10 protein-coding genes are annotated in these 14,741 nt (G+C 45.0%); all 10 read right to left on the bottom strand.

Annotated features, from left to right (window positions below; translation table 11 throughout):
* Window positions 1-11: 11 nt before the first annotated feature.
* Window positions 12-302: a 50S ribosomal protein L23 gene (rplW, locus tag NTX44_01340; GenBank protein MCX6120246.1), complete on the bottom strand. Its 291-nt coding sequence runs from the start codon at window positions 300-302 to the stop codon at window positions 12-14.
* A gap of 11 nt (window positions 303-313) precedes the next feature.
* On the bottom strand, window positions 314-943 hold the full coding sequence (gene rplD, locus NTX44_01335; protein ID MCX6120245.1) for a 50S ribosomal protein L4: 630 nt from the start codon (window positions 941-943) through the stop codon (window positions 314-316).
* A 26-nt stretch (window positions 944-969) separates the two neighbouring features.
* Window positions 970-1,599, bottom strand: a complete 630-nt coding sequence (gene rplC, locus NTX44_01330; protein ID MCX6120244.1) for a 50S ribosomal protein L3 — start codon at window positions 1,597-1,599, stop codon at window positions 970-972.
* 123 nt (window positions 1,600-1,722) lie between these two features.
* A complete protein-coding gene (gene rpsJ, locus NTX44_01325) occupies window positions 1,723-2,031 on the bottom strand; it encodes a 30S ribosomal protein S10 (GenBank protein ID MCX6120243.1) in 309 nt (102 codons plus the stop codon).
* 62 nt (window positions 2,032-2,093) lie between these two features.
* The gene (gene tuf, locus NTX44_01320; protein MCX6120242.1) at window positions 2,094-3,305 is read right to left on the bottom strand and encodes an elongation factor Tu; all 1,212 of its coding nucleotides are present in this window, start codon (window positions 3,303-3,305) and stop codon (window positions 2,094-2,096) included.
* A gap of 48 nt (window positions 3,306-3,353) precedes the next feature.
* Window positions 3,354-5,456 (bottom strand): elongation factor G, encoded by a 2,103-nt coding sequence (gene fusA, locus NTX44_01315; protein MCX6120241.1) that lies wholly within the window; start codon window positions 5,454-5,456, stop codon window positions 3,354-3,356.
* Between the two features lie 74 nt (window positions 5,457-5,530).
* Window positions 5,531-5,998, bottom strand: coding sequence for a 30S ribosomal protein S7 (rpsG, locus tag NTX44_01310; GenBank protein MCX6120240.1), 468 nt, complete (start codon window positions 5,996-5,998; stop codon window positions 5,531-5,533).
* Between the two features lie 11 nt (window positions 5,999-6,009).
* Entirely contained in the window at window positions 6,010-6,384 is a 375-nt protein-coding gene (gene rpsL / locus NTX44_01305; GenBank protein ID MCX6120239.1) for a 30S ribosomal protein S12, read from the bottom strand.
* Between the two features lie 103 nt (window positions 6,385-6,487).
* Entirely contained in the window at window positions 6,488-10,774 is a 4,287-nt protein-coding gene (gene rpoC / locus NTX44_01300; GenBank protein MCX6120238.1) for a DNA-directed RNA polymerase subunit beta', read from the bottom strand.
* 72 nt (window positions 10,775-10,846) lie between these two features.
* On the bottom strand, window positions 10,847-14,623 hold the full coding sequence (gene rpoB, locus NTX44_01295) for a DNA-directed RNA polymerase subunit beta (protein ID MCX6120237.1): 3,777 nt from the start codon (window positions 14,621-14,623) through the stop codon (window positions 10,847-10,849).
* Window positions 14,624-14,741: the final 118 nt, after the last annotated feature.

The raw sequence follows: 14,741 nt of genomic DNA, 5'->3' as shown, positions 1-14,741 counted from the left end.
TACCTTTACGATCAGACGTTACCGAAGTAATCGATCTTATCGCCTTCTTTCAGCGTTACGATCGCCTTCTTCCATGTCTTTGTATGTCCTTCAAAGCGACCGCGTTTTGTCATCTGATTTTTACGCTTTCCTTTGACGATGACGGTGCGCACACTCGTCACCTTGACATTGAATTTCTTTTCGACTGCTTTGCACACTTCAATCTTGTTCACAGAGGTCGGGACCTCAAACGCATATTGGCGTTTGTCGCCGAGTTCTGTCATTTTCTCTGTGATAATTGGTCGAACGAGAATACCTACCATTGCCTGTTGTCCTAATTCTTCAAAGATTTTTGCAAAACATCAACGGCGCTCTTTTGAATAAGCAGCACCTGATTTTTTAGAATTTCAAATGTTGATGCTTTATCTGCTTCGCGCACTTGCAGCTTCGGAATATTGCGTCCTGACTTCAACAGCGTTCCATCTGTTGTCTTCGTCAATAACAATGTTTTTTGTTTATCTATGGAAAGAGCTTTGAGTATCGCTGACATTTTTTTTGTCTTTACTTCATCAAATTGAAAATCTTCCACTACCTTGACGGCTCCATCTTTTGCTTTATAGCTCAGAGCGGACTTACGCGCAAGCTTGCGAACCTTTGCGGGAAGTTTGACCACATAATCATGCGGAGTTGGTCCAAAAATCGAACCGCCACCTATCCACAACGGTGAACGAGTCGTTCCTGCGCGCGCGCGGCCTGTTTTTTTCTGCTTAAACGGTTTCCGACCACCGCCGCTTACTTCACTGCGTGTTTTTACTTTGTGTGTGCCTTGACGCTGATTTGCCTGAATACTGCGCACAGCCTGATAGATGACGTGGTCATTTGGCTCGATCTCGAAAATATTCGCATCCAGCTCAATCTTCTCGCCGCTGAGCGTGCCATCTATATTATAGACATCAACCTGCATGGTACTTTTTCCTTACGAGGAAACCCTTAATTATGCTTCTTTTCAATTTCCAAATATCCATTGATCGCACCTGGAACCGAGCCGCGAATAATGAGAATATTGGACTCCGGTATCACCTTGACAACTTTTAGATTCTTTATTGTGACTCGTTCAAATCCCATACGCCCACCCATACGCATACCTTTAAAAACACGCGATGGATAGGAACTTCCGCCGATAGATCCGGGAGCACGTACACGATCTGATGCGCCGTGTGTTGTCATGCCGACACCACCGAAATGATGACGTTTCACAACACCTTGAAATCCGCGACCCTTTGATTTTCCACTCACGTCAACAATATCACCAGGGGAGAACATATCAACCTTCACTTCGTCGCCTGTTTTCATTGAAGCTCCATTCGCTCCTCTGAATTCACGCATCAAACGCAGCGCTTTTGTTGCTGCCTTTGCAAAATGTCCCTTTAATGGCTTGTTGACAAGGCGGTCTTTCTTTTCATCAAAACCAAGCTGAATTGCATCATAGCCATCCTTCGCTTGTGTTCTGACCTGGGTGACGTAGCACGGACCCGCTTCGATAACGGTGCAAGGAACTGCTTCACCATTCTCATCGAAGAGACTTGTCATTCCAATTTTTTTTCCTAAAATGCCACTCACTGTTTCTACTCCTTTGCGCTTCAGCGCATGAGCCTTTGTCTCTATAATCTCAAGTAAGAGCTTTTACAAATTATCGTTGCTCTCACCACACATTCAATTCATTCAAGCACATTTTGAAAAAAACTATACTTTAATCTCGACATCGACGCCTGCTGGAAGTTCTAACTTCATCAGCGAATCGACAGTACGGCTTGTCGAATTGAGAATATCAATCAATCTCTTGTGCGACCGTGTCTCGAACTGTTCTCGAGATTTCTTATCGACGTGCGGAGAACGATTAACCGTATAGACACTTCGTTTCGTCGGCAACGGAATCGGGCCAGAGACGATAGCACCTGTCGACTTCACCGTTTTAATAATTTTCTCTGCAGACTTGTCGATCAAATTGTGATCGAATGACTTCAGCTTTATTCTAATTTTTTGTCCAGCCAAGGAAAACTCCTTAGACTACTCTCCGCTCTCGAGTTACCCCCGAGAGCGGAATAATCGATAAGTTACTTTATGATCTTTGTAATAACGCCAGCACCAACCGTGCGTCCACCTTCGCGAACTGCGAACCTCTGTCCTTCTTCCATCGCGATGGGAGAAATCAGTTCAATGTTAATAGCGTCAAGGTTATCACCCGGCATAACCATCTCAACTCCGGCTGGCAACTCTGCAACACCGGTAACGTCTGTTGTTCGGAAATAGAATTGAGGACGATACCCGGTCAAGAACGGTGTGTGACGTCCGCCTTCTTCTTTCTTTAAAACGTAAATCTGTGCAGTGAATTTTGTGTGCGGAGTAATCGTTCCCGGCTTTGCAACGACCATGCCACGCTCAAGTTCATCTTTTTCAATACCGCGCATCAACAGACCTGCGTTATCACCCGCAACCACTTCGTCCAATTCCTTGCGGAACATTTCGGCACCGGTAATAACTGTCTTTTTATGCATGCCGAGACCAACGACTTCTACTTCATCGCCGACCTTTGCTTTACCACGTTCTACACGACCTGTTCCGACCGTGCCGCGACCAGTAATGGAAAACACATCTTCGATCGGCATTAAGAACGGACGTTCTGAATCACGTTTCGGCAATGTAATGTAGCTATCAACTGCATCCATCAATTCCATAATACACTTGAACGCAGGATCATCAGCCTTCACATCCGGCCGAAGAGCTGCTTCCATCGCTTTCAAAGCAGAACCACGGATGATAGGAATTTCATCACCAGGAAAATCGTTCTTCTTTAATAAATCACGGACTTCGAGTTCGACAAGATCCAAGAGTTCCGGATCGTCAACTGCATCCACCTTATTCATGAACACCAGCATCTTCGGTACATTCACCTGGTGAGCAAGCAAAATATGTTCACGGGTTTGCGGCATAGGACCATCTGTTGCAGCAACGACTAATATAGCACCATCCATCTGTGCGGCACCGGTGATCATATTTTTAATATAATCGGCGTGACCCGGACAGTCGACGTGAGCATAATGGCGTTTCTCTGTGGAATATTCAACGTGCGCCGTATTAATCGTTATACCGCGCGCTTTTTCTTCTGGAGCATTGTCAATTGAATCAAATGTTCGAATCTGGGAGAGACCCTTCTTGGCAAGCACCATAGTGATGGCAGCCGTCAGAGTGGTCTTTCCGTGGTCAACGTGGCCGATCGTGCCGACGTTCACGTGCGGCTTGCTACGGTCAAATTTTTCCTTTGCCATGTGTTGATCTCCTTTTAATTAAATAAATGTGCTGATTGAATAAAAACCTTACGCGGCTGCATTACTTTTTCCGCGAACTTTTTCCACAATTTCTTCCGCAATATTCTTTGGTACAGGTTCATAGTGTGAAAACTGCATTGTATAAAGCGACCTGCCTTGTGTCATCGAACGCAGTTGCGTCGCATAGCCAAACATTTCTGATAACGGTACATGCGCTTTTATCACCTGCGCATCTTTTCGCGGAGTCATTCCTTCTATCTTACCGCGGCGAGAATTAAGATCGCCCATGACATCGCCAAGGTATTCTTCGGGAGTCACAACCTCAACTGCCATTACTGGTTCAAGCAATACCGGTCCGGCTTTTTTTGCTCCAGATTGAAACGCCATGGAACCAGCAATTTTAAATGCCATTTCTGATGAGTCAACTGCATGGAACGATCCGTCGAACAATCGTACCTTAATATCTTCCATGGGATATCCGGCAAGCACTCCGTTTCGCATTGCCTCAATAATACCCTGTTCGGTTGGTTTAATATATTCTTTTGGAACCGCACCACCGACAATATCATTTTCAAACTCAAAGCCCTTGCCTTTTTCATTCGGCTCAACGTCAATCCACACATGTCCAAACTGACCACGACCGCCCGATTGGCGAACGAATTTGCCTTCTGCTGTTACTTTCTTCGTAATCGTTTCTTTATACGCAACCTGCGGCTTTCCAACATTTGCTTCTACCTTGAACTCACGCCGCATCCGATCTATAATAATTTCCAGATGTAATTCACCCATACCGCTGATAATTGTTTGTCCTGTTTCTTCATTGGTAGAGATTCGAAATGTAGGATCTTCCTCTGCGAGACGCTGCATTGCCTCACCCATCTTTTCCAAATCAACTTTTGTTTTCGGCTCAATAGCAACATCGATGACAGGATCAGGAAATTCCATCCGCTCAAGAATAATAGGATCCTCTTCAGTCGAAAGCGTATCACCTGTGCGAGTATTTTTTAAACCAATTGCTGCTACAATATCACCTGCGTAAGCTTCTTGCACTTCTTCACGATGATTCGCATGCATTCGAAGAATACGGGCAATGCGTTCTTTTCGATCTGTAATAATATTATGCACATAGGAACCAGCAGAAAGCGTTCCAGAATAAACCCGGAAATATGTCAATCTGCCGACAAAAGGATCACTCATAATTTTAAACGCTAACGCTGTGAACGGTCCATCATCGCTTATCTTCCGGATAACATCATCATGTTTGTGAGGATGGTGTCCATGAATCTCACCGTTGTTAATATCTTTGGGTGACGGTAAGAAATCAACAACTGCGTCCATCAGATCTTGTACGCCTTTGTTTTTAAAGGAAGAGCCACAGAGAACTGGAATAATTCCGCCTTTGAGTGTAGAACGCCTTAAAACCTCTATAACCTCTGCTGGAGAAATTTCTTTCCCGTTCAGATATTTTTCGAGCAATGTATCATCTTCATCAGCAACCGCTTCAAGCATCTTTATTCGATATTCATTTGCCTTGGGTCTGAGTTTTACCGGAATGTCAATTTCATCCCATGTAGCCCCTTGCGTCTCTTCATGATACATCCTGGCTTTCATTGTAATCAAATCGATGATACCCGCAAACATATCACCTTCACCAACAGGCAATTGAATTGGTACCGCATTTGCTTTGAGACGCGATTTCATCATTTCTATGACAGCAAGAAAATCTGCACCAGCTCTGTCCATTTTATTGACAAATGCTATTCGAGGCACACCATACTTATCGGCTTGACGCCAGACTGTTTCAGATTGTGGCTCTACACCGCCAACCGAACAGAACAAAGCAACAGCGCCATCGAGCACGCGAAGCGAACGCTCGACTTCAATCGTAAAATCAACATGGCCCGGTGTATCAATGATATTAATTTGATTGTCGCGCCAGAAACATGTTGTCGCTGCACTAGTAATCGTAATACCCCGTTCCTTCTCCTGCTCCATCCAATCCATCGTTGCAGCACCGTCATGGACTTCACCAATACGATGCAATCGACCAGTATAGAACAAAATACGTTCTGTCGTAGTCGTCTTACCAGCATCAATATGTGCCATGATGCCAATATTTCTAGTTTTTTCTAAAGAATACTCACGAGGCATAAATAACTACACACTCCAACCCACAGACTTCATTATTCAAGACTGGGTGGATGAAATACAGCTATGGAAAAAAATTACCACCTAAAATGCGCAAAAGCTTTATTGGCTTCGGCCATACGGTGTACATCATCTTTTTTCTTCACCGCACCACCTTCACCTGAAGATGCAGCAAGCAACTCTGCTGCAAGCTTTTGTGACATTGATTTATCCGAGCGTTCTTGGGCATAAGTAATAAGCCAACGAATTGCAAGAGCGGTTCGTCGCTCGAGACGAACTTCTGTAGGAACCTGATAGGTCGCACCACCAACTCTTCGTGCTCTAACTTCAATCAGCGGAGACGCGTTGTCTACCGCTTTTTTAAATACTTCTAAAGGATTCTTTTCAGTCTTTTGTCCAATTTGATCAAGCGCGCTATAGACAATATTACGCGCGATATTCTTTTTCCCATCCTTCAAAACACTGTTCACGAAACGGGAAATAAGTTCATCACCGAACTTTGGATCTGGCGTTACACGCCGTCGTATGGCTCTTTTTTTTCTCATCGGTTAGTACATTACTGCTTAGGTTTCTTAGCTCCGTATTTTGAACGTCCTTGCTTTCGATCCTGCACACCTTGCGTATCCAGAGTGCCACGGATAATGTGGTAACGCACTCCGGGCAAATCCTTCACTCTTCCACCGCGAATAAGAACGATTGAATGTTCCTGAAGGTTGTGTCCCTCACCAGGAATATATGCCGTTACTTCAATTCCATTTGTCAAACGAACACGAGCAACCTTACGTAAAGCTGAATTAGGTTTCTTTGGCGTTGTTGTATACACACGTGTACACACGCCTCTTTTTTGAGGGTTGCCACCGAGAGCAGGCGATTTGCTTTTCCACAGCACCCTCTCTCGACTATCTTTAATAAGTTGATTAACTGTTGGCAATTCTCACTCTCCAAAATTTCCTGATTCTACGTCGATTAAAAGTTATTTAATATAATGTTTTTTATTTTAGAAGTCAACGCAAATCATTTCTTATGGTGAAAAATTATTCTGCTAATTTTACTTTCCGCTTGATTTTCTTTGTTTCAACTTCGGATACAATTGTCTCTTCCGACATCTCCTCAGATGCTTCTGCAACAACCGGCTCAGGTGCTGAAACAACGATATCTTTGAACTTCTTCTGTCCTGTTCCTGCAGGAATGAGGTGGCCCATAATAACATTTTCTTTCAGACCAAGAAGATGATCAATTTTTCCTTCTATCGCTGCATCCGTTAACACTTTCGTTGTTTCCTGGAACGATGCGGCTGAAATAAAGCTTTCCGTTGTCAACGATGCTTGTGTAATACCGAGAAGAATTGGATCCGACGTAGCTTGTAATGCATCACGGAACTCAGCAACCTTCTTCGACTTCTTCTTGAGATCTGTATTCATCTCACGCACAGTTCTCTTCACAACTGATTGGCCGACCTTTAACTTCGCATCGCCTTTGCCGATCACAATGACCTTGTCTGTAAGGTTTTCATTTTCGTCGTTTAGGAGGTTCTTATCGATATGATCGCCTTCAAGATATTTCGTATCACCCTGATCTGCGATTCGAACCTTCTGCATCATTTGCCGCACGATCACTTCGATATGTTTATCGTTAATTTTCACACCTTGCATACGATACACTTCTTGAATTTCGTTTACAAGGTATTCCTGCACTGCAGTTGTTCCCTTAATCCGCAAAATGTCGTGCGGATCAATCGAGCCGGCTGACAAGCGTTCGCCTGCACGAATGAGATCTCCATCTTGAACTAACAGATGCTTACCCAATGGAACGAGATAGGTACGTTTATCTTTGCCATCAGGACTTTCGATGAATACTTCCCGCGAACCGCGTTTCGGTTGACCAATAGATATCGTTCCATCAATTTCACCGACGACAGCCGGATCGTTCGGATGCCGAGCTTCAAAAAGTTCAGTGACACGCGGCAAGCCGCCGGTGATGTCACGTGTCTTACCGATGTCGCGCGGAATTTTTACGAGAATTGCCCCAGGTTGAATTACTTCACCATCATCAACATTCAAATGTGCCCGTGTCGGAATTGGGTATGATGAAACCTTGTTTCCCTTTTTATTGATAATTGCAATCCCAGGGATAAGACTCTTTTCACGGCTATCGATAACAACTTTTTGAATGTGTCCCGTCTGCTCATCCGGCTCTTCACGATACGTCAGGTTCTCTTTCATATCGATATACTCAACCGTTCCGCCATGTTCCGAAACAATAACCGCATTGTACGGATCCCATTCGTAGACGAGTTCGCCTTTTGTAACCTTTGCACCATCCCGCAGCAATAATGTAGCACCATAGGGTACATCGTATTTCGTGAGCATGCGGTTGTCATTGTCTAACACATTAATCACTCCGCTTCTGCCAGAGACCATCAAGCGAGTCATATCTTCTTTTGTGAACTCGAGGAATTTAATTCCGTCATATTTCACATGTCCATCAAACTTAGAAATGATCTGCGATTGCGCTGCTATAAGACTTGCTGTGCCTCCTGTATGGAATGTACGTAATGTCAACTGCGTACCAGGTTCGCCAATGGATTGTGCCGCAATAACACCAACCGCCATTCCCGGTTCCACAAGATTTCCTGTCGTGAGATCACGGCCATAACATTTTGCACACACACCGCGACGCGAGTCGCAGGTGAGCACGGAGCGAATGATGACTGTTTCTATAGACGTTTCAGTAATTTGCTGTGATTTTTCTTCATCGATAAGTTCACCGCCGTGCACAATCACTTCTTTTGAAATCGGATCTACAATATCTTGCAGCGAGACACGACCAAGAATGCGTTCCGCTAACGGTTCTTTAATATCTTCCGCTTCTTTTAACGCGCTTGTTGTAACGCCTTTGATCGTACCACAATCGATTTCACCGATGATCGCATCTTGTGCAACGTCAATCAACCGGCGCGTTAAATACCCTGCATCGGCTGTTTTTAAGGCGGTGTCCGCAAGACCTTTACGAGCACCGTGCGTAGAGATGAAGTACTCCAAAATAGAAAGACCTTCGCGGAAGTTTGCTATGATCGGGTTCTCGATGAGTTCTCCTGTCGCACCCGACATACTTTTTTGCGGCTTCGCCATCAAGCCGCGCATACCGGCAAGCTGACGAACTTGTTCCTTCGAACCGCGAGCCCCTGAATCCACCATCATATAAAGAGAGTTAAATCCATTTCGGTCGTGCTGCAATGCATCAAATAACCGATCTGCAATTCTGCTCGTAACGCGAGTCCAAATATCAATTACCTTATTATAACGCTCGCCATTGGTTATGAAACCGCGGAAGTATTGCGATTCCACATTTTCTACATCCTTTTGCGCTTTTTTAACGAGATCAATTTTTTCTTGTGGAATAACAACGTCGCCGATAGAGACAGAGAGTCCGCCTTTCGTTGCATACGCAAATCCCAATGTTTTCAATTGATCAAGGAAGTTTGCTGTCACGAGATTGCCGCACCGGCGAAATACCGTCGAGATAATCTGCACAAGACGTTTTTTATTCAACAATTCATTCACAAATGGAATTTCCTTTGGAACAATTTGATTGAATATAATGCGCCCTGTTGTCGTCTCGACTATCTCTGCCTCAATGCGTACCTTAATCCTTGCATGTAATCCAACTCTTTCCTGATCATACGCAATAATAACTTCTTGCGGTGAGGAAAATATTTTTCCTTCTCCGAGATCACCCGTTCTGGATTTTGTTAGATAGTAGCAACCCAATACTTGATCTTGCGTTGGCGTGACTATTGGCGCGCCGCTTGCAGGTGAAAGAATATTGTGACTCGAAAGCATGAGCATACGCGCTTCGAGCTGGGCTTCATAGGAAAGCGGTACGTGTACTGCCATTTGATCGCCGTCGAAGTCCGCGTTGAATGCCGTGCAAACCATTGGATGAATACGAATTGCCTTGCCTTCTACCAGCACTGGTTGAAACGCTTGAATTCCGAGTCTATGCAGCGTCGGTGCACGGTTTAACATAACTGGATGTCCGTCGATGATATTCTCCAGGATGTCCCATACTTCAGGACCCTTCTTGTCCACCATCTTCTTCGCACTTTTTACAGTTTTGACAAGCCCGCGCTCAATAAGTTTTCGGATGATATGCGGTTTAAATAACTCAACTGCCATATCTTTCGGCAGGCCGCATTGATGCAATTGTAATTCAGGCCCTACGACAATAACAGAACGACCGGAATAATCTACACGCTTGCCGAGCAAATTCTGACGGAAGCGCCCTTGCTTTCCTTTGAGCATATCGGAAAGTGATTTGAGCGCGCGATTATTATCAGAACGTACTGCATTGACGCGGCGAGAATTATCGAAAAGTGAATCAACCGATTCCTGAAGCATGCGTTTTTCATTACGCAAAATAACTTCCGGAGCTTTAATTTCAATGAGCCGTTTTAACCGGTTGTTACGGATAATAACACGGCGATAGAGATCGTTCAAATCCGATGTCGCGAATCGTCCGCCTTCTAATGGAACTAAAGGCCGCAGCTCAGGTGGAATAACAGGGATAACATCCAGGATCATCCACTCCGGTTTATTCGATGCACCACTTTCGGGATTACGAAACGCCTCGACAACACGCAAACGTTTCAACGCATCCTGCTTCTTTTGCTGGGAAGTTTCCGTTGCAAGTTGAGCACGTAATTCTGCTGCAAGATTATCTACATTCACGCGCCTGAGAAGATCCTTAATAGCGTCACCGCCCATTTTTGCGATAAATTTTTTGGGATCGTCATCGTCCAAGTCCTGATTTTCTTCAGGCAGGGAGGAAAGAATTTCTATGTATTGATCCTCTGAAATCAAGTCGAGTTGCTGCAAACCGGTGGTACCCGGGCTGACAACAACATAGGATTCATAGTAAATAATTTTTTCTAATTCTTTGCCAGCAATCCCAAGGATGGTACCGATCTTACTTGGCACGGAACGGAAGTACCAAATATGTACTACCGGCACCGCCAACGAAATATGTCCCTGTCGTTCGCGGCGAACACTCTTCTGCGTCACTTCGACCCCGCAGCGATCGCATGTTATGCCTTTGTAGCGTATGCGTTTATATTTTCCGCAATGGCATTCCCAATCGCGCACAGGGCCAAAAATCTTTTCGCAAAACAATCCATCCTTCTCCGGACGGAACGAACGGTAATTGATCGTTTCCGGTTTCGTCACTTCGCCATGCGAGCGGCTCAGGATCATATCCGGCGATGCAAGGCTAATTGTAATTTTTGAAAAAGTTTTCTTTGTTGCTAAATCTGTATAAGGCATATCGCCTCCGTCAATCAAACTATGTTCATTGTTGAATGAGTGATTACTGCATTTGAGCAGCACACATCACGATCACTCAATCTTCATTTCCAGACCCAATCCCTGCAGCTCTCGAACGAGCACATTGAACGATTCAGGGATATTTGATTCTGGAAGGTTTTCACCTTTCACGATGGCTTCGTACACTTTTGCGCGCCCAAGCACATCGTCTGACTTCACGGTGAGAATTTCTTGCAAAATGCTCGCCGCACCATAACCTTCGAGCGCCCACACTTCCATTTCTCCAAAACGCTGACCGCCAAATTGCGCTTTACCGCCCAATGGCTGCTGTGTAATAAGAGAGTATGGTCCAATAGAACGCGCGTGAATTTTATCATCCACCATGTGCGACAACTTCATCATATACATATACCCAACCGAAATTTCCTGATCGAACGGCTCACCAGAACGCCCATTAATGAGCACTGACTTGGAGGTTTTACTGATTCCGGCTTTCTCTAACCATACTTGCACTTCTTCCCACTTTGCACCATCAAAGATCGGTGACGCAAATTTCATTCCGAGCTTTATCCCAGCCCAGCCAAGTGCCACTTCAAACAATTGTCCCAAATTCATACGGGAAGGCACGCCCAACGGATTGAGCACAATGTCAACCGGATGACCATCTGGAAGGAACGGCATATCTTCCATAGGTACTATTATGGAAACAACACCTTTGTTTCCGTGACGGCCTGCCATCTTATCGCCTACTTGGAGCTTGCGTTTTTTAGCGACGTATACTTTTGCTAATTGAACAATTCCCGGTGCAAGTTCATCGCCAAGTTGAATTTTATTTTTCTCATGGCGATAGAGTTCTCCGATCTCGCTCATCTTCTGATGGAAATTTTCAAAAATGCGGACGACGATATTGTGTTTCCGCTTATCGTCAATCCACTCTTGATTAAAATCAAGCTTTTCGAGATTTTCCATTTTTTGGAACGTATCGTCTTTGAAAACAACTCCCGCACGAATAGCAATTTCTCCATCCGTATTTCGAATGCCGATCGATTTTTCGTCTTCGAGAACCTGGTCTAATTTATACCCAAGCTTCTCTTCCAACTCTTTCACTTCCTTACGGCGTGATCGTTCAAGAGACTCCAACTTTTTCTTGTCTTCTTTTTTACTTTCCGTATCTTTCTTCTTCCGGCTGAAGAGCTTTGTCGAAATAACAATTCCTTTCATACCTGGAGGAGCTTTCAGCGATGCGTCTTTCACATCACCGGCTTTCTCTCCGAAGATCGCCTTCAGGAGTTTCTCTTCCGGCGTTGGATCGGTTTCACCCTTAGGTGTAATCTTGCCGATGAGAATATCGCCTTCGTTCACTTCTGCACCGATGCGGATCACTCCATTTTCGTCGAGATCTTTCGTTGCTTCCTCACTGACGTTCGGAATTTCGCGAGTCAGTTCTTCTTCGCCGCGTTTTGTATCCCGAACTTGAAGCTCAAATTCTTCAATGTGTACAGAAGTGAAAACGTCTTCGGACACAATGCGTTCACTGACGATAATTGCATCTTCGAAGTTGTACCCGCGCCATGGCATAAACGCGACCAGAATATTTCTGCCAAGCGCTAATTCTCCGCCGTCTGTTGCACAGCCATCTACCAAAACATCATTTCGCTTGAAGCGTTGGCCTTCCTTCACCACGGGTTTCTGGTTGATGCATGTATCTTGATTAGTTCGGAGGAATTTTGTCAACTTATATTCAACGCGCCTCTTGTCATCGAAGCTGATGATTGCTTCGTTGCTGTTCTCGTCAATATCGTATAAGACGACAATGCTGTCGCCATCCACAGATTCCACGGTGCCATTGCGTTCCGCAACGATAATAGTTCTCGAATCGCGGGCAATTGTTTCTTCCAGTCCCGTTCCTACGACAGGCGCTTCCGGCTGTAATAATGGAACTGCCTGGCGCTGCATATTCGATCCCATCAATGCACGATTTGCGTCGTCATGCTCAAGGAATGGTATCAGTGCTGCTGCTGCGCTGACGATTTGATTCGGTGCGACATCCATATACTGAATTTTCTCCGGTTCAGTTACGGGATAATCGCTTTGGTATCTCGCCTTTACTTTTTCTTCAGTGAAACGTCCGCGTTCATCGAGAATTGCGTTCGCTTGTGCTATCGTGACTGCATCTTCTCGTTCGGCGGTCAGGAATTCAATCTCTTCTATTACCTTGCCATTCTTCACCTTGCGGTACGGTGTTTCGATAAAACCGAAATCATTAATGCGCGCATGTATGCAGAGTGAGGAAATGAGACCGATATTCGGACCTTCCGGTGTTTCAATTGGACACAGCCGGCCATAGTGCGTATAGTGCACGTCTCGGACTTCGAAACCGGCGCGTTCACGTGTAAGACCGCCTGGTCCGAGCGCAGAGACACGGCGCTTATGCGTCATTTCTGCCAGCGGATTTGTCTGATCGAGGAATTGCGAAAGCTGGTTTGTTCCAAAGAACGCATTGATAACGCTTGTAATCGTTCGCGCATTTACCAAATCCTGCGGCGTGATTGTTTCTGCATCACGCAAGTTCATCCGTTCACGAATCGTACGTGTCATTCGGGACAAGCCGATGTTAAACTGCTGAGCGAGTTGTTCGCCAACCGTCCGGACGCGACGATTTCCCAAGTGATCGATGTCGTCCACTGAACGCTTGCCTTGCTGAAGATCAATGAGATATTTTACGATGGCAATGATATCATCTTTTGTCAGCGTGGTAACATCTTCAGGAATATTCAAGTTGAGTTTAATATTCATCCGGTGCCTGCCGACATCACCAAGATCGTAGCGTTTTGGATTGAAGAACAACCTGTCGATTAAATTTTTTGCGGTATCAAGATCGGGGGCTTCACCTGAACGCAATTGTGTATAAATAGCTTCTAACGCATCTTCCGAGGAACGTGCAGCATCTTTGAGAATCGTGTTTGCGATGACAGAGCTTGATGCTGCATCATCGGTTTTGAGCAAACGAAGCTTTTTCAAGCTTGTTTTTTTAATCTGCTTGATATGCTCATCGGTGAGTTTTGTATCTTTGTTGATGAAGACTTCGCCGGTTTTTTTATCAAAGACATCGCTGCATACTTTTCGGTCGATGAAATCTTTCAAGTCGACCTTTGCTATTTCGATCTCTTCCACAAGTCCGAACAAATCGAGAATATCGTCGTCTGAAGAATATCCCAATGCACGAAGTAATGTCGTGACCGGAAATTTCTTTTTCCTATCGATGTACGCATACATCACATTATTGATGTCCGTAGCAAACTCCACCCATGACCCGCGAAATGGAATGATGCGTGCTGAATACATCATCGTACCATTTGGGTGAACCGATTCGCCAAAGAATACGCCCGGTGAACGGTGCAACTGACTCACGACCACGCGCTCGGCCCCGTTAATGATGAAGGTGCCGCGATGTGTCATCGCCGGAAGATTGCCCAAATAGACTTCCTGTTCAATCGTATCGACAAATTCTTTGCCGCCTTCTTTCTTGGCGGACAATCGCAGTTTCGCTTTCAATGGAACAGCGAAAGTCAAACCGCGCTCCTGACATTCGACAACGGAATACTTAGGTTTCTCGACATAGTATTCCGAGAACTCGAGGAGAAAATTCTCGCGTGCATCGGTGATTGGAAAATTCATTTCAAACACTTGCTGCAAGCCAAGCTTCTTCCTGCGATGCGGAGGTATATCGGCCTGGAGAAAATTGTTAAACGAATCGATTTGGACGTTCAGTAAGTCAGGCGTTTCTATGACTGACGGAATGCGCGCAAACGAAATACGCTCTTTGGAACCGTTGGATTGGTTTTTCAACGTAACCACTCCTTGATGATAATAAGATTTTCGAATTCAACCATTCCGGTTGAACAATAAATTTCATTAACTAATGACTATCTACAGCCCTGTCGCCGATTGCTATTCTATATACAGC

Source organism: Ignavibacteriales bacterium (genome assembly GCA_026390575.1).
Classification (GTDB): Bacteria; Bacteroidota; Ignavibacteria; order UBA10030; family UBA10030; genus Fen-1298.
Note: the sequence above shows the minus strand (reverse complement) of the source record. Positions and strands in the feature narration are given on the sequence as shown.